Consider the following 17,266-nt stretch of genomic DNA (forward strand, 5'->3'; position numbering starts at 1 on the left):
AGATCAACGACGCAGGGTGTACGGCATAGCGCCGCGCCCACCATGGGCGATATTTCCTGAAATGACCAGCTAAGTCAGGCGAGAATCCCGACACTGGCGGCTACCCGTGTACCCGAGATCGACTCCGGACTAACACAGTGGCGTTCATCGCCGCGACACGGCTGGTGCGACATGTGACGACCACCACGTAAGCCCTATACAGTACGCGAGTTGTCAGCTACTTACCGGCCTCGCGTCCGCAGGTCTGGTCGGTCGTTCCCCAGTCCCTCGGGGAATGCGCCCGGGAGGTCTCGTCCGCCCCCGGACGCCATCGGTGTACAGGAGGACATTGATGTCCGGGAGCTCGATACTCGCCGCCGAGGGTGGCGGGGTGTCCCTGAGCGGGTCAAACGTCACATTCGTCGTCGTCGCGCTGGTGTTCGCCCTAGTGGCGCTCGGTTTCGCCGCCGCGTTCGTCCAATCCGTGCTGCGTACCGCCCGCGGCACACCGAAGATGCAGGAGATCGCGGGCGCCGTACAGGAAGGCGCCTCGGCGTACCTGTTCCGGCAGTTCAAGACGCTCGGCATCTTCGTCGTCATCGCGGTCGTCCTGCTGTTCCTCCTACCGGTGCACGAAACCGACAACGAGACCTGGGTCAAGATCGGCCGCTCGCTGTTCTTCATCGTCGGCGCGGTGTTCAGCTCGTTCATCGGCGGCGCCGGCATGGCGCTGGCCACCCGGGCCAACCTGCGGGTCGCAGCCGCGGCCGGGGAGAAGGGCGGCCGGGAGACGGCGATGGGCATCGCCTTCCGCACCGGTGGTGTGGTCGGCTTCCTCACCGTCGGCCTCGGCCTGTTCGGCGGCGCGCTGGTCGTGCTGATCTTCCGTGGGGACGCGCCGACCGTCCTGGAGGGATTCGGTTTCGGCGCGGCGCTGCTGGCCATGTTCATGCGGGTCGGCGGCGGCATCTTCACCAAGGCCGCGGACGTCGGCGCGGACCTGGTCGGCAAGGTCGAGCAGGGCATCCCGGAGGACGACCCGCGCAACGCGGCGACCATCGCCGACAACGTGGGCGACAACGTCGGTGACTGTGCCGGCATGGCCGCCGACCTGTTCGAGTCCTACGCCGTCACCCTGGTCGCGGCGCTGATCCTGGGTTCGGCCGCGTTCGGCCAGGACGGTCTGATCTTCCCGCTGATCGTCTCCACGATCGGTGTGCTGATCGCCATCATCGGTGTCTTCATCACCAGGCTCCGGGCCAGCGACCGCAACGGTCTCACCGCGATCAACCGGGCGTTCTACATCTCGGCCGCGCTCTCCGCGATCGCGGTGGCCGTGGTCAGCTTCCTCTACCTGCCGGACAGCTTCGCCGGATTCGGTGACGCGGGTATCGCCGCCGACATCCTCAACAGTGGGCAGAACCCGCAGCTCGTCGCGGTCGGCGCGGTCGTGATCGGTATCGTGCTGGCCGCCGCCATCCAGGCGCTGACCGGCTACTTCACCGAGACGAACCGTCGTCCGGTGCGGGACATCGGCCAGTCGTCGCAGACCGGCGCGGCCACCGTCATCCTGGCCGGCATCAGTGTCGGCCTGGAGTCGGCGGTCTACTCGGCGCTGCTGCTCGGCGCCGGCGTCTTCGGCGCCTTCCTGCTCGGCGGGTCGTCGCTCACCCTGTCGCTGTTCGCGGTCGCGCTGGCCGGCACCGGCCTGCTCACCACGGTCGGTGTCATCGTGGCGATGGACACGTTCGGCCCGATCTCGGACAACGCGCAGGGCATCGCCGAGATGTCCGGTGACATCGACGAGCGTGGCGCGCAGATCCTCACCGAGCTGGACGCGGTCGGCAACACCACCAAGGCGATCACCAAGGGCATCGCGATCGCGACCGCCGTGCTGGCCGCCACGGCGCTGTTCGGGTCGTACACCAACAGCCTGGCCAGCGCGCTGACCGAGGCCGGCGTGACGAACGTCGGCAACGAGATCCTGGCCCAGCTGAACATCTCCAACCCGCGCAGCCTGGTCGGCCTGCTGATCGGCGCGGCGGTGGTGTTCCTCTTCTCCGGCCTGGCGATCAACGCGGTCTCCCGGTCGGCCGGGGCGGTCGTGATGGAGGTCCGCCGGCAGTTCCGGGAGTTCCCCGGGATCATGGACGGCACCCAGCGTCCGGAGTACGGCCGGGTCGTCGACATCTGCACCCGGGACGCGCAGCGTGAGCTGCTCACCCCCGGTCTGCTGGCGGTCATGGCCCCGATCGCGGTGGGCTTCGGCCTGGGCCCGGGCGCGCTCGCGGCGTACCTGGCCGGCGCGATCGGCACCGGCACGCTGATGGCGGTCTTCCTGTCCAACTCGGGTGGCGCGTGGGACAACGCGAAGAAGCTGGTCGAGGACGGGGCGCACGGCGGCAAGGGTTCCGAGGCGCACTCCGCCACGGTCATCGGCGACACCGTCGGCGACCCGTTCAAGGACACCGCCGGCCCGGCCATCAACCCGCTGCTCAAGGTGATGAACCTGGTCTCGCTGCTGATCGCCCCGGCCGTGGTGGCCTGGAGCTACGGCGCCGACGCCAACACCCCGCTGCGGGTCGGTGTGGCGCTCGTGGCGGTCGCGGTGGTCACCGCGGCCGTGGTCTGGAGCAAGCGCAAGCCGATCGCGATCGGTGACGACAGCGCAACGGCTTCGGCCGCCGGCGCCGCCGACACCGCCCGTGCGGTCCAGGACGCCCGCACCACCGAGGCGTCCCGGGTCAAGGACAACGTCTGAGGTAGACAAACGAGGGAAAGGCACCCGGGTCGACCGGGTGCCTTTCCTTTTCACGACGATCGAGGTGTGTGGAGTGTCCTACCGGAGTCGTACCCTGCTTCCATGCGCGCGGTCCGACCGATCTCCCTTGCTCTCGTCCTGGTGCTCGCCGCACCGCTGGCCGCCTGTTCCGGCCAGCCCGGCGCGCACGCCTGGGCCGCGCTGGTGTGCACCACGCTGAGCCCGTGGCGCAGCGAGATCGACACCCTGACCAGCCGCACCCAGCAGACGATGACGACCAAGACCACGCCGCCCGAGGCGAAGGAGAATCTGGCCCGCCTCTTCGACGGCGCCGCGACGGCGAGCGAGAAGGCGCGGGAGGGCGTGCAGGAGGCGGGTGTCCCCGATGTGACGAACGGGCAGGCCATCGCCGACGGTTTCCTGTCCTCGCTGGCCGGTATCCGGGATGCCTACGGCCACGCGCGCACCGGCATCGAGGGTCTCGCCACCGCCCCGCCGCAGGCGTTCTACGACGAGGTGGGCAAGGTGGTCGCCAAGCTCACCACCGACTACGAGGCCAGCAGCCTGGACACCACGAAGCTGGAGTCGGTCGAGCTCAGACAGGCCTTCGACTCCCTGCCCGAATGCCAGTGACACGATGACCGAGACCGGCTGGCCGCTGATCCCGCGCGAGGTCCTTCCCCCACCGGTGCCGGTGGTGAAGAGGGCCGTCCAGCGCGGCGTGCCCGGTCCGCCCGGTGGTCGCCAGCTGTCGATGTTCGGCGCCGAGACGACCGAGCCCTCACCCGCCGATCTGGCCGGCCTGCTGGCCGGGCCCGGCCAGCTCGGCCGGATGGGGGGCACGGCCCGCGTCTCGGTCCGGGTGGATGCCGCCTGGCGGGTGCATGTCCTGGTCGGCGAGCTGGTCGCCCGAGGCCTTGCGGCCACGTGGGAGCCGATCGAGGAAGTACGAGTCATCGACCTCGCAGATCACAAAGAGGCGATCGTCACGCCGGAACACCAGTCGACGGAGGATGAGCCGGACCTCACAGCGCCGGCCGGGGACGACCCGGTCGACGAGGAGACAGACGGCGACCAGATCGTGGACGACCCCACTGAGGGGGACGAGGAGCTGCCCGGCCCGGTCTTCGAGGTGCGTACCGCGTACTCCCGGAGGTTGAACGCTCTTGCCCGCGCCTGGCCGGACGCATCCGCGCAGCTCTTCCTCTCCGGTCCGCGGTTGCGGCTGTGGGTGGCCGCCGCCGGCGGCCCGCGCCCCGGCGGATGGGTGCTCGGCCTGGACCCGGCCAAGGACCGTCACGCGGTGGAGGCCGCGCTGGTCCGGGCCGGTCTGGCCGGTCGGGTGTCGGAAGACGGACGGCGATACCTCATATCAGGTGCCCGGCGTCTGCGCCGGCTCGCCGAACTGGTGGGTGAACGCCCCTCAGCAGCCCCGGAGGAATTCTGGCCGGGCGGCCAGGTCGCGTGATCTTCCGGGATTGTGTCCGACATAACAGTGTCTTCCCGGTGTACGGTGTCGCGGTCAGACGCATGCGGTGGCCGGACCGTTACCATCCGACTGCGGGGTTCCCCGGGAATGCAGTCTTGTCCGGCGCGTTACGTTGAACGTCTGTGCTCCGCCGGGCGGGGCAGGGGAGTGCTGAGGGCTGAAATAAGGAGTGCCGTGCCGAGTGACACCAGGACGACCCGTCTGGTCATCGTCGAGTCCCCGTCGAAGGCCAAGACGATCGCCGGTTACCTGGGCCCCGACTATCTGGTCGAGGCCTCCGTCGGCCATATCCGCGATCTGCCGCGCAACGCCGACGAGGTCCCTGAGGAGTTCAAGGGCCAGCCGTGGGCACGGCTCGGCGTCGACGTCGACAACGGCTTCCACGCCCTCTATGTGATCTCCGAGAGCCGCAAACAGCAGGTGGCGAAGCTGAAGCGGCTGGCCAAGGAGGTCGACGAGATCTTCCTCGCCACCGATGAGGACCGCGAGGGCGAGGCCATCGCCTGGCACCTGATCGAGACGATCAAGCCCAAGGTCCCGTTCAAGCGGATGGTCTTCCACGAGATCACCAAGCCGGCCATCCAGGCCGCGGTGGCCAACCCCCGTGACATCGACAGGTCCCTGGTGGACGCCCAGGAGGCGCGCCGCATCCTGGACCGGCTGTACGGCTACGAGGTCAGCCCGGTCCTGTGGAAGAAGGTCATGCGTGGCCTGTCCGCGGGCCGCGTGCAGTCCGTCGCCACCCGCATCGTCGTCGAGCGTGAGCGCCAGCGGATGGCGTTCCGCTCCGCCGAGTACTGGGACATCCTGGCTCACCTGGCCGTCCAGGGGCAGGTGGAGGGCCCGCGCGCGTTCAACGCCACGCTGATCGCGCTGAACGGTGACCGGATCGCCACCGGCAAGGACTTCGAGCCCACCACCGGGCAGCTCAAGCCTGGTTCCACCGCGGTGCAGCTGGACGGTGACGGCGCCCGTGGGCTGGCCGCCCGTCTGGAGGGCCGCCCGTTCCAGGTCACCCGGGTCGAGGAGAAGCCGTACCGCCGTCGGCCGTACGCGCCGTTCATCACCTCCACGCTCCAGCAGGAGGCGGCCCGCAAGATGCGGTACTCCTCGCAGCAGACGATGCGCACCGCGCAGAGCCTGTACGAGAAGGGCTACATCACCTACATGCGTACGGACTCGGTGAACCTCTCCGAGACCGCGGTGGCCGCCGCCCGCCGGCAGATCGCCGAGCTGTACGGCCCGAGCAACGTGCCGCCGCAGCCGCGCAAGTACACCACCAAGGCCAAGGGCGCCCAGGAGGCACACGAGGCGATCCGCCCGGCCGGGGACAACTTCCGTACCCCGGGCGAGGTGGCGAACGAGCTGAGCAGCGACGAGTTCCGGCTCTACGAGCTGATCTGGCGCCGCACGATCGCCTCGCAGATGACCGACGCGGTCGGTAACTCGATCAGCGTCCGGATCCGGGCGACCACCGCGGGCGGTGAGGAGGCCGACTTCGCCGCCTCCGGCAAGACGATCACCGACCCGGGCTTCCTGCGGGCCTATGTGGAGTCCTCGGACGACGAGAACGCCGAGTCCGACGACGCCGAGCGCCGCCTGCCGAACCTGGTGAAGGACCAGCCGCTGACCGCCGACCAGCTGAACGCGACAGGCCACAACACCACGCCCCCGGCGCGGTACACCGAGGCGTCGCTGGTGAAGGCGCTGGAGGAGCTCGGCATCGGCCGCCCCTCCACGTACTCGTCGATCATGCAGACCATTCAGGACCGCGGCTACGTGGAGAAGCGTGGCCAGGCGATGATCCCGTCGTTCCTGGCGTTCGCGGTGATCGGCCTGCTCGAGGGCCACTATCCGCGGCTGGTGGACTACAACTTCACCGCGGCGATGGAGGGCCAGCTCGACGACATCGCGGCCGGTGACGGCACCCAGCTCGCCTTCCTGTCGTCCTTCTACTTCGGCAGCCAGGAGGCCGGGGCGGACGACGACATCGCCAAGGCCGGCGGCCTGAAGAAGATGGTCACCGAGAACCTCAGCGCGATCGACGCCCGCGAGGTCAACTCGATCCCGCTCTTCGTCGACGGGGAGAACCGCCGGGTCGTCGTCCGGGTCGGCAAGTTCGGGCCGTACCTGCAGCGCAAGGCCGTCGACGGCGGCGAGGACGCGCCCGAGGACAAGGCGTCGCTCCCGGACGGGGTGGCGCCCGACGAGCTGACCCCGGAGCGGGTCGAGGAGCTGTTCCTGGCCGGCAACGGCGACCGGGTGCTCGGCGACGACCCCGCCACGGGTGACGAGGTCACCGTCAAGTCGGGCCGCTTCGGGCCGTACGTGTCGGCCGGCGAGCGCAAGTCGTCGCTGTTCAAGAGCCAGTCGCCGCAGACCCTCACCCTGGAGCAGGCGCTCGACCTGCTGAAGCTGCCCCGGATCGTCGGCAAGGACACCGAGGGCAACGAGATCGTGGCCCGTAACGGCAAGTTCGGGCCGTACATCTCCCGGGAGAAGGACTCGCGTTCGCTCGGCAGCGAGGACCAGCTGCTCACGATCACCCTGGAGGAGGCGCTGGCCCTGCTGGCGCAGCCGAAGACCCGCCAGGCCCGGACGGCGAAGCCGCCGCTGCGTGAGCTCGGTCCCGACCCGGTCAGCGAGAAGCCGCTGGTGATCAAGGAGGGCCGGTTCGGGGCCTACGTCACCGACGGGGAGTTCAACGCGACGCTGCGGCGCGACCAGAAGCCGGAGGAGATCACGCTGGCCGAGGCGTCCCAGATGATCGCCGACAAGCGTGCCAAGGGGCCGGTGGTGAAGAAGACCGCCGCGAAGAGGGCGCCGGCCAAGAAGGCCGCCCCGAAGGCCGACGGCGAGGCGACCCCGGCCAAGAAGGCACCGGCCAAGCGGGCCGCCCCGGCGAAGAAGACGGCCGCGGCCAAGAAGGCCGCCCCGGCCAAGAAGGCGGCCCCGCGTAAGGCGGCGACCGCCGCCGAGTGATCGTGCTCGGGAGCTGAGTCCGCTCAGCTCCCGAGAACCCGCTTCAGGTAGTCGTTGGTGAAGACCCGGTTCGGGTCCAGGCGGTCCCGCACGGCCAGGAAGTCGTCGAAACGGGGGTACGCCGCCCGCAGCGACTCGGCATCCCGGTAGTGCAGCTTGCCCCAGTGGGGACGCCCGCCCAGTGCCGTGCAGACCTCCTCGAGGGCCTGGAAGTACGGCTCGTAGGGAGCGCCCCGGTACTGGTGCACGGCGATGTAGGCGGACTCCCGGCCGTACCCGTGCGACAGCCAGATGTCGTCCGGCCCGGTGAACCGCACCTCGACCGGGAACTGCACCTTGAACGGGAGCCTGGCGAAGATCTTCTCGAGCTCGTCCAGAACCTCGGGTAGAGCGGCGCGCGGTACCTCGTACTCCATCTCGGTGAATTTGACCTTGCGCGGTGAGCAGAAGACCTCATCGGACCGGCCGGTGTAGGTCCGCGCGCTGAGCGCGCGGGCCGAGATCGCGTTGAACGCCGGAACCGTCGCCGGCACGCGCCGCCCCAGCCCGCAGACGCCCTGCCAGACGGTGTTGGAGAGGAAGTCGTCGTCGAACCAGCCGCGGAACCGCCCCAGCGGCTGATCGTTCTCGGTCACCTTCCGGTTCCGTTTGAGCTGCGCGCGATCGGTGTACGGGTACCAGAAGAACTCGACGTGGTCGTTCTCCGGGATCCACTCGTCGAGCCCGGCCAGCACGTCCGGGAGCAGCATCGGCCGCTCGTCGGCGAGCAGGGTGAACGCCGGCACGCAGCGCAGGGTCACCTCGGCGATCACGCCGAGCGCGCCGAGCCCGACCCGGACGGCCGGGAACTCGGGCGAGGCGGGGGTGTACCGCTCGACCCCGCCGGCCGCGGTCACCATCGTCACCGCTTCGACGCAGGAGGCGATCGTGGAGTACGCGATGCCGGTGCCGTGCGTGCCGGTGGAGATCGCCCCGGCGATGGTCTGTGCATCGATGTCACCGAGATTGGGCATGGCCAGCCCGTGCCCGGCCAGGATCGCGTTCAGTGCGGACAGGGTCATCCCGCCCTGGACGGTGACCAGCTCGCCGTCGACGGAGACCAGCCCGGCCATCCGGTGCACGAACATCCGCTGGTCATCGGCGACCGCGATGGAGGTGAAGGAGTGCCCGCTGCCGACGACCTTGATCCGCCGGCCACTTTCTGCGGCCTGCTTCACTTGGGTGGCGACCTCGTCGATGGTGCCGGGGGTGAGCACCTCGGCGATCGACTCCTGATTGCGGCCCCAGTTGGTCCACCGGCGGGCGTTAACGGGTGTAGTCATTCCGGCCTTTGTCCTCCGTCCGAGCGGACACCGTCACCCGGCGTCCCGTCGATGCGCCTCGCTCGTTGATCCGAGTAACGTTCTTCTTAATACTGCTGAGAGGGAGTGGCGACGCGTGTCGACACCAACCGTCAGCACCGGACCGCTGAGGCGGGTTCCGGTGCAGGGCAGAAGCGTTGCCCGGGTGCAGCGCATGCTCGACGCATGCGCTGAGCTGGTGGACGAGGTCGGTTATGAGGGCTTGACCACGACGCTGCTCGCCGAGCGCGCCGAGGTCGCCATCGGCTCGGTCTACCAGTTCTTCCCGGACAAGCGAGCCATCGTCCAGGCGCTTGCGCTGCGCAACATGGACGCCTATCTCCAGAGCTTGTCCGATCGTTTCGCCAGCGAGACCTTCACCCATTGGTGGGACGCGGTCGATGCGGCGATCGACGCGTACATCCACATGCACCGCAGTGTGCCCGGGTTCCGGACGCTGCATTTCGGCGACGTCGTCGATCTGCATCTGCTGGATTCCGACCGCGACAACAACGCGGTCATCGCCGAGCGCCTGGCCGAGCTGCTGATCGAGCAGTTCAAGCTGGCCGACCGGGGCCGTCTGCGGTTCGCGCTGCAGATCTCGGTCGAGGCGGCGGACGCGCTGATCAAGCTGGCGTTCCGCCGTGACACCGGGGGTGACGACTCGGTGCTCACCGAGGCGAAAGCGCTGATAAGAGAGTATCTGCACCGCCACGTGTCGGCCTGAGGCCCGATCACCCCAGGAAGGCACGGCCTTCTCCTCGGTACGTGAGGGCCGGCGCGCTCGTCTCACCGTCGACCAGCTGCAGCTCGTTGACGTGCTCACAGAGCTCGCCGGCCTTGGCATGCCGGAACCACACCCGATCGCCGGGTCGCAGGTCTTCGGCGGCGGCGCCCAGCAGCGGGGTCTGCACCTCGCCGGCGCCCTCGTCGGCCTTGAACCTCAGTCCCTCGGGCAGCCACGGGACGGGCAGGCGGGACGCCTCGGGTGTGCCGGAGGCGATCCAGCCGCCGCCCAGCACGGTGGCGATCCGCGGGGCCGGGCGGCGCACCACCGACAGCGCGAAGTAGGCCGCCGGGGTGGGCCGCCAGCTGCGGTAGGAGTCGAAGAGGGTGGGGCCGTAGAGGCCGGATCCCGCGGTCACCTCGGTGACGGCCGGGTCGGCGCTGGTGGCGGAGACACTGCCGGTGCCGCCACCGTTCACGAATTCCAGGTCGGCGTGTTCGCCGACGGCGCGGACCGCCGCGGCGCGCCGGGCCCGCAGCTCGGGGAAGGCCCGGCTCTGCATCAGGCGGATGGCCCGGCCGCGCAGCGCCTGACCGGGCGGGTCGTCACCGACACCGGCGATGTGCGCCTCGTAACACATCACTCCGACCAGCCGGAAGCCCTCGCGCTCGGCGATCCTGCGGGCCAGGGCGCCCGCTTGCGCGGCCGAATGAACAGGCGACCGGCGGACCCCGATGTGCAACGGCCCGGCGGGCCGCCAGGAAGCATCAAGATCGATACATAGGCGTACGGCCGGACGAACGCCCGGAGCGGTCTCCTGATCCACCACGTCCAGATGTGACGGATGGTCCACCATGAGAGTGATCGCGGCGGCCAGTTCCGGGTGTGTGGTCAGCTCCCGGAGCCCGGCGCGATCGACGGTGGGGTAAGCCACCAGCACGTCGTCCGTCACGCCGGAGCGGACCAGCCAGATCGCCTCGGGCAGGGTGAAGGCCATCACGCCGTGCCAGCCGGGGCGGGCCAGGACCCGTTCCAGCAGGGTCCGGCAGCGCACCGATTTGCTCGCCACCCGGATCGGTTTGCCGCCCGCGCGCGCGGTCAGGCGCTCCGCGTTGTCGTCGAAGGCTGCCAGATCCACCACGGCGACCGGCGTCTCCAGGTGGCCGGTGGCCTTGTCGAGTCGCTGGCGCAGGTTGACGCGGTCAGTGAGCACGCGAGCACGGTATCCCGTGACCTGGGTAACGCGAAAGACATTCATCTCTGCTCCACCCGATCGTGGTTGCCCCCAACCCTTGGTAGTGGCCGGTTACAGTGCTCCGAGCACTGACCACGGGAGGTAGGGCCATCAACACGGACACGCAGCAGGACCCGGGGCCCGCCGACCTCAGCGGTGTGGCCGCCCTGCGCTCGGTTCTGCGCCTGCGCGGTTTCCGCCGGCTGTGGCTGGTGCTGGCGGCCGCCTCCTTCGGCGACTGGATCGGCCTGCTCGCCACCGCCCTGTTCGCCTCCGCCCAGTTCGAGAACACGGCGGCCCAGGGCGCGGCCTTCGGTGGCACCATTGCCGTACGGCTGCTTCCGGCCCTGCTTCTCGGCCCCATCGCGGGCGTCTTCGCCGACCGGTTCGACCGCCGTTACACCATGGTCACGGTCGACCTGCTGCGGTTCGTCATCTACGGCTCGATCCCGCTCGCCCCGGTGTTCGGCGCCACCCCGACCCAGACCGCGGCCTGGGCGACCTTCGCCACCCTGATCGGCGAGACGATCACCCTGATCTGGATCCCGGCCAAGGAGGCCGCGGTCCCCAACCTGATCCCCAAATCCCAGATCGAGGTCTCCAACCAGCTGACCCTGATCACGACGTACGGGATCACGCCGATCCTCGCAGCGCTGTCGCTCGCCGCGCTCTCCGCCGGTCTCCAGCAGACCGGGGCCTCCCTGCCGGACTGGGCCCAGCCGGTGTCGATCGCCCTCTACATCAACGCCTTCTCCCGGCTCGCCACCGCGATAGTGGTCTTCTTCGGCATCCGGGAGATCGGTGGCAAGAGCCCCGAGCGGGAGAAGGCCGCCGAGCAGAGCATGACCCGCCAGTTCCTGGAGGGGTGGAAGTTCATCGGCACCACCCCGCTGGTCCGGGGCCTGGTGCTGGGCATCTTCGGCGCGTTCGCGGCCGGCGGCGTGGTGATCGGCGCGGCCCGTACCTTCGCCTACTCCCTGGGCGCCGGCGAGGCCGCCTTCTCGCTGCTCTTCGGCTTCATCTTCCTGGGCCTCGCGCTCGGCATCGGCCTCGGCCCGATGATCGTCAAGGACCTGTCCCGGCGGCGCTGGTTCGGCATGAGCATCGTGCTGGCCAGCGGCTCGGTGATGTTCCTCGGCCTCGCCTTCCACCTGTCCATCGCCCTGTTCGGTGCGCTGATGGTCGGCGCCGGCGCGGGCATGGCCTTCCTGGCCGGCACGACGATGCTCTACGGCGAGATCGACGACGCCATCCGCGGCCGGGTCTTCGCGGTCGTGCAGATCGGCGTCCGGACCGTGCTGCTGCTCGCCATCACGCTCGCCGGCATCCTGGTCGGTCTGGGCAGCTCGCGCCGCATCGAGTTCGGCGCCTTCCACATCGACATCTCCTCCACCCGGGTGCTGCTGTTGGTGGCCGGGGCCATCGGCATCTGGGTGGGCATCGGCTCGTTCCGCCAGATGGACGACAAACCGGGTGTGCCGGTGCTGGCCGACCTGATCGGCTCACTGCGCGGGCGCCCGCTCTCCCCGCCCGAGGAGTTCGCCCGCTCCGGCGTCTTCGTGGTCTTCGAGGGCGGTGAGGGCGCCGGCAAGTCGACCCAGGTCACCCGGCTCGCCGAGGCGCTCAAGGCGGAGGGCCGCGACGTGGTCGTCACCCGCGAGCCGGGTGCCACCGACATCGGCGCCCGGATCCGGGGCCTGGTGCTCGACCGGGACAAGACCGAGGCCCCGTCCGCGCGGGCCGAGGCGCTGCTCTACGCCGCCGACCGGGCGCACCACGTCGCCACGGTGGTGCGGCCGGCCCTGGCCCGGGGCGCCGTGGTGATCAGCGACAGGTATGTCGACTCCTCGCTGGCCTACCAGGGCGCCGGGCGGACCCTGCCGGTCCAGGAGGTCTCCTGGCTGTCCGCGTGGGCGACCGGCGGTCTCAAGCCCGACCTGGTCGTCCTGCTCGACGTGGACCCGGGCGTCGGGCTGACCCGGGTGGACTCCCGGGGCGAGGGCGCCGACCGGCTGGAGAGCGAGTCCCGGGCCTTCCACGAGCGGGTCCGGTACGCGTTCCTCGACCTGGCCGCCTCCGACCCCAAGCGCTACCTGGTGCTCGACGCCGCCCGGCCGGTCGACGAGATCGCCGAGGCGGTTCAGGAGCGGCTGTCAGGGGTGCTGGAACCCGCGTAGGCGTACCGCTGCGGCCATCGCGGCCATCCCGGCGTCGTTGGGGTGCAGATGGTCGCCGCTGTCGTAGGCGGCGGCCAGGCGCAGCGGGTCGGCGGTGTCCCGGACCGCGGCGTCGAAATCGATCACTTCGTCGTACTCGCCCGAGGTCCGGATCCAGCGGTTCAGGGCGGACCGCTTCCGCTCGTTCTCCGGGGTGTAGAAGCCCAGGGTGTCGCCCTTGAACGGCAGGATCGTGGCACCGTGCGTGCGCAGGCCGGCCTGCCGGGCCCGCGCGATCAACTGCCGGTGCCCGGCGATCAGGTCATCGGCCGTGACCACCTCGCTCAGCGGGGCGACGGTTCCGGGATGACCGAGATCGTTCACCCCGAGCAGCACCACCAGATGCGTGGCGCCGGGCTGGGCCACCACGTCCCGGTCGAAGCGGCGCAGGGCGCTCTGCGCGAAGTACGCCGCGAACGTCTCGGCGGGCTCGCCGGCCGGCGGGTTCGGGTCGTGCAGCAGCCGGTTGCCGGAGACACCGACGTTGGCCACGCCCAGGTTGATCCGGGCGGTCCGGAACCGGGCGGCCAGCAGATCCGGCCAGCGGTGGTTCGCGCTCGTCTCGGTGTTGGCCCCGTTGGTGATCGAGTCGCCGAGCGTGACGACGGCGCCCTCGCTCACCTCGCCGCTCACGCTGACCCCGGACAGGAACAGGTACTGCGTGATCGTGCTGGTCGGGGTGATCCGGGCGGCGCCGGTGACGTTGCCGGCAGCGATCGCGTTCTCCTGGAAGGCGAAGGCGGCCAGCGTGGTGACCGGGGTGCGGTCCGGCAGCCAGATACTGATCACCAGGTCGGCGCCGGGCGGCACGGCCAGCCCGACCGGATCGCTGACCAGGGGCGCCCCGGCCGGGACGGTGGCCGACCGGTGCCCGCCGAAGGTGACCCGCCGATCGGTTCCGGGCTTCGCGTCGGTGCTCGCCCCACGGCCGGCCCGGATCGCCACGTGCACCTCACCGACGTGCAGCGCAGTGGCGCCGAACTCGTTGGTCAGGCGGATCCGGAGCTGCTCGCCGCCGACGCTGGTGTGCACCACCTGGCGAACCGTCTGGCCGGCCAGTTCCAGCGGCGGGCCGGGTGGGATCGTGGTCGGCGCGGCCGCCCACGTCGCGGTCCAGCCGTCGTCACGGCCGTTCGCGGCGGCCGGTTCGGGAAAGGCGGCGGCGGTGATCGCCGCACCGGATGCCAGGGCCAGAATCTCGCGTCGAGTCGACATCTTCACTCCGAAACTTTTCTTCACTCCGGAACTTTTCTTCACTCCGGAACTTTCGGAAACCGGGCGGTCGAGTGCCCGTAACGTAAATCGACGTTCTTCCGCAGTCAACCATTGACCGACGTCGGTGTGTGTGCCTAGCGTTGCGCCCTGACACCGAAACAACTCCGAAACTTTCGGGAGGGTTGGATGGCTACCCGACGTAACGTCCTGGCTGTCGTGGCGCTGGCGCTGGCCACCGCCGTGAGCAGCGCCGCACCGGCCGTCGCCGGCTCGGACAACGACACCCTGCGCGCCGCCGCCCGCGGCAGCGGTGTACGAATCGGCACCGCCGTCGACATGACCGCCCTGGCCGACGACGCCGAATACCGGGCGCTCGTGGCCGCCCAGTTCGACTCGGTGACCGCCGAGAACGTGATGAAGTGGGAATCGATCGAGCCCCAGCAGGGGCAGTACAACTGGGCCCCCGCCGACCGCCTCGTCGACTTCGCCAAGGCCAACGGGCAGGTCGTCCGCGGACACACCCTGGTCTGGCACAACCAGAACCCGTCCTGGCTCACCGAGGCCGCCTTCACCCCGGAGCAACTCCGCCAGATCCTGCGCGACCACATCAAGACCCAGGTCCGCCACTTCAGGGGCAAGGTCTACCAGTGGGACGTGGTGAACGAGGTCTTCAACGACGACGGCACCCTGCGTGACACGATCTGGCTGCGCAACCTCGGGCCCGGCTACATCGCCGACGCGTTCCGCTGGGCGCACGAGGCCGACCCCAAGGCCAAGCTGTACCTCAACGACTACAACAACGAGGGCGTCAACGCGAAGAGCGACGCCTACTACGCGCTCACCAAGCAGCTGCGGTCACAGGGCGTGCCGATCCACGGGTACGGCATGCAGGGCCACCTCGGCGTGCAGTACGGCTTCCCGGGCAGCGTCTTCGACAACGTGCGGCGCTTCGACGCACTCGGGGTGCAGACCGCGTTCACCGAGGTCGACGTGCGCATGATCCTGCCCGTCGATGCAACCAAGGAGCAGGCTCAGGCGTACGGGTTCAGCACTCTCCTGCAAGCGTGCCTGCTCGCGCGGCACTGCGTGTCCTACACGGTCTGGGGATTCACCGACAAGTACTCGTGGGTGCCCGGATGGTTCGACGGTCAGGGGGCGGCCACCCCGTACACCGAGGCTTTCCAGCCGAAACCCGCTCGTGAGGCGCTCTTCCACACCTTCCAGCTGGCCCGCTGACCGCGTCGTGGTCGCGCCGGCCCGTCCGCCGGCGCGGCCGCGGCGCCCGCTCAGCCCCGCCAGAGGGTGACCATCATCGCCTCCAGGGCGACCTGGGGCTTCACGTTCTTGTCGATCGCCTCGCGGCACGTGAGCACCGCCTCGAGCCGGCGCAGCGTGCTCTCCGGTGACCACTTCTCCGCGGCCGCCGACGACACCGCCGCCAGGTCGCCGTGCACCACCGGCACCGGCGCCCGCATCGAGGTGACCAGCACATCCCGGTAGAAGCCGATCAGATCCTGGAGAGCCCGGTCCAGCGCGTCCCGCTGGGCCCGGGTGGCCCGCAGCTTCTGATTGCGCTCCAGCTCCTTCAGCTGACCGGCCGCGCCCCGCATCGCGCCCGTCGCGCCCCGCCCGGTGCCACCCGCGCCCAGCGCCCGCTCCAGGGCCGCCCGCTCGGCGACATCCAGCTCGGCCACCGCGCCCGCCGCCTCGGTCTTCGTCGCCGCCTCCAGTTTCGCCGCCACGTCGAAGCAGGCGCCGATGCTGGTCAGCCGCCGCGGAACGGACAGCACCTCCTCGCGGCGGCCCCGTGCCTCCGGGTCGGCGGCCAGCTGACGGGCCCGCTCCACGTCACCCTGTGCGGCCGCCGCCGCCCAGCTCGCCTGCTCCGGCGCGACATCGAACCGCCGCACCAGGAAGTCGGCCACCGCGGCCGACGGTGGCTGCCGCAGCGACACCAGCCGACACCGGGACCGGATCGTCACCAGGATGTCGTCCGGATGCACCGACGGCGTGCAGAGCAGGAAGACCGTCCGGGGTGACGGCTCCTCGATCGCCTTGAGCAGCGCGTTGCTCGCCCGCTCGTGCAGCCGGTCGGCCGCCTCGATGATCACCACCTGCCAGCGGCCACCGGTCGGCGCGCTCGCCGACCGCAGCACCACCCCACGCGTCTCCTCGGTCTTGATGGTCAGACCCTCGGTCGTCACCACCTGCACGTCGGCGTGGGTGCCGGCCAGCGTCGTGTGGCAGCCGTGGCACTCGCCGCACCCGGCCCCGTCACGCTGACACTGGAGCGCCGCGGCGAACACCCGGGCGGCGACGGTGCGCCGTGACCCCGGTGGGCCGGTGAAGATCCACGCGTGGGTCATGCCGCCACCGGCCGCCGGCTCGCCGGCCACGATCCGGGCGGCGGATGCGGCGGCCCGGCGCAGGGTCTCGACCGGCTCGTCCTGACCCACCAGCTCGGAGAAGACGTCATGCGGAGTCACCCGACGATGGTATTGCCAGGCTCCGACAGAAAGCGCCACCGGTTAGTGTTGATCACGCAAGGTAGTTGTAGTATGGGCGTTCCGTGACGCTCTGTGGTGCTGTCGGAAGTTATCCACAGGGGACACATCGGCCGTAGCGGGACAGCGACCGAAGCGGGTACGGTCTCAACCCGGAACGCGACGGCGACATGACGCGCGGTGAGGAGCCATGGATGGCCCGCGAGATCGACGAGGCGTGGATCGACGAGGCGATCGAGCGATATCGGCACATCGAAGACATGCGTGCCGATTTCGACAAGGCGGTCGCCACCCACACCGTGTCGGTGCACTCTCCGGACCAGTCGATCGAGGTGGTCGTGACCGCCGCGGGAGACATCGTGGACGTTCGTGTACACGGATCACTGCAACATCGTCAGCCGGCCGAGTTCGCCCGTGAGATTCGTACCGTGGTCACCAGCGCGGCCAAGGCCGCCCGCTGGGCCCGGGAGAAACTGCACGGTGAGGTGTTCGGATCGTTCCGCGCCCTGGAGGAGCACTGAAGTGGACCGACTCGCCGACCAGATCGACCATGCCGCCGCGGCGCTGGCCATCATGGACCGTCGGGTGCCAGAGCTACTGCCAGGCGCCGCCGACTTCGCCGCCGACGACGCCGGCCGCCCGGGCCGGATCGGCCGTGCCCTCTACGCCGGTTGGTCCGCGACCCTGGCCGCCCGTGCCCGGGAGGCCGCTGACGCCTCGTCGAAGCTGACCGAGATGGCCCGATCCGTCCGATCCGGCGCCAGCGCGTACACCGAAACCGACGAGCTGGTCCGACGGCGCTTCCAGCGAGGTCTCTGA

Annotated in this window: 13 protein-coding genes; 9 read left to right on the plus strand and 4 right to left on the minus strand. The window is 70.0% G+C overall.

The features are described 5' to 3' along the window. Nucleotides 1-331: 331 nt before the first annotated feature. The 4 genes from AB0E94_RS04210 (at nt 332) to topA (ending at nt 7,211) form a co-directional block, all read left to right on the plus strand. The gene (locus AB0E94_RS04210; protein ID WP_360322271.1) at nt 332-2,740 is read left to right on the plus strand and encodes a sodium-translocating pyrophosphatase; all 2,409 of its coding nucleotides are present in this window, start codon (nt 332-334) and stop codon (nt 2,738-2,740) included. 102 nt (nt 2,741-2,842) lie between these two features. Beyond that, nucleotides 2,843-3,373, plus strand: a complete 531-nt coding sequence (locus AB0E94_RS04215; protein WP_360322274.1) for a hypothetical protein — start codon at nt 2,843-2,845, stop codon at nt 3,371-3,373. Between the two features lie 121 nt (nt 3,374-3,494). Then, entirely contained in the window at nt 3,495-4,208 is a 714-nt protein-coding gene (locus AB0E94_RS04220; protein ID WP_360322747.1) for a hypothetical protein, read from the plus strand. Nucleotides 4,209-4,403: 195 nt separating this feature from the next. Beyond that, nucleotides 4,404-7,211, plus strand: coding sequence for a type I DNA topoisomerase (gene topA / locus AB0E94_RS04225; protein WP_360322277.1), 2,808 nt, complete (start codon nt 4,404-4,406; stop codon nt 7,209-7,211). Nucleotides 7,212-7,234: 23 nt separating this feature from the next. Here topA and AB0E94_RS04230 read toward each other — a convergent pair whose 3' ends face one another. Continuing rightward, nucleotides 7,235-8,533, minus strand: coding sequence for a D-arabinono-1,4-lactone oxidase (locus AB0E94_RS04230; RefSeq protein WP_360322280.1), 1,299 nt, complete (start codon nt 8,531-8,533; stop codon nt 7,235-7,237). Between the two features lie 115 nt (nt 8,534-8,648). Between AB0E94_RS04230 and AB0E94_RS04235 the strand changes: the two genes are divergently transcribed. Beyond that, nucleotides 8,649-9,278 (plus strand): TetR family transcriptional regulator, encoded by a 630-nt coding sequence (locus AB0E94_RS04235; RefSeq protein WP_360322283.1) that lies wholly within the window; start codon nt 8,649-8,651, stop codon nt 9,276-9,278. 7 nt (nt 9,279-9,285) lie between these two features. Here the strand turns inward: AB0E94_RS04235 and AB0E94_RS04240 are convergent, their stop codons facing one another. Next, on the minus strand, nt 9,286-10,491 hold the full coding sequence (locus AB0E94_RS04240; RefSeq protein WP_360322286.1) for an amino acid deaminase/aldolase: 1,206 nt from the start codon (nt 10,489-10,491) through the stop codon (nt 9,286-9,288). Nucleotides 10,492-10,601: 110 nt separating this feature from the next. On the opposite strand from AB0E94_RS04240, the gene tmk reads away from it, so the two are divergent. Beyond that, nucleotides 10,602-12,689 (plus strand): dTMP kinase, encoded by a 2,088-nt coding sequence (tmk, locus tag AB0E94_RS04245; protein WP_360322749.1) that lies wholly within the window; start codon nt 10,602-10,604, stop codon nt 12,687-12,689. On the opposite strand, the gene AB0E94_RS04250 is transcribed toward tmk, so the two are convergent. After that, nucleotides 12,666-13,943, minus strand: a complete 1,278-nt coding sequence (locus AB0E94_RS04250; RefSeq protein WP_360322289.1) for an SGNH/GDSL hydrolase family protein — start codon at nt 13,941-13,943, stop codon at nt 12,666-12,668. The two genes, tmk and AB0E94_RS04250, sit on opposite strands and share 24 nt — an antisense overlap. Nucleotides 13,944-14,129: 186 nt before the next feature. On the opposite strand from AB0E94_RS04250, the gene AB0E94_RS04255 reads away from it, so the two are divergent. After that, complete coding sequence (locus AB0E94_RS04255) at nt 14,130-15,179, plus strand: endo-1,4-beta-xylanase (RefSeq protein ID WP_360322292.1); 1,050 nt, start codon at nt 14,130-14,132, stop codon at nt 15,177-15,179. Between the two features lie 50 nt (nt 15,180-15,229). Here AB0E94_RS04255 and AB0E94_RS04260 read toward each other — a convergent pair whose 3' ends face one another. Then, on the minus strand, nt 15,230-16,429 hold the full coding sequence (locus tag AB0E94_RS04260; RefSeq protein WP_360322295.1) for a DNA polymerase III subunit delta': 1,200 nt from the start codon (nt 16,427-16,429) through the stop codon (nt 15,230-15,232). A gap of 212 nt (nt 16,430-16,641) precedes the next feature. Between AB0E94_RS04260 and AB0E94_RS04265 the strand changes: the two genes are divergently transcribed. Beyond that, nucleotides 16,642-16,968, plus strand: coding sequence for a YbaB/EbfC family DNA-binding protein (locus tag AB0E94_RS04265; protein WP_360322298.1), 327 nt, complete (start codon nt 16,642-16,644; stop codon nt 16,966-16,968). Nucleotide 16,969: 1 nt separating this feature from the next. After that, nucleotides 16,970-17,266: a hypothetical protein gene (locus AB0E94_RS04270; RefSeq protein ID WP_360322301.1), complete on the plus strand. Its 297-nt coding sequence runs from the start codon at nt 16,970-16,972 to the stop codon at nt 17,264-17,266.

Source organism: Actinoplanes sp. NPDC026670 (genome assembly GCF_040638175.1).
Lineage (GTDB): Bacteria > Actinomycetota > Actinomycetes > Mycobacteriales > Micromonosporaceae > Actinoplanes.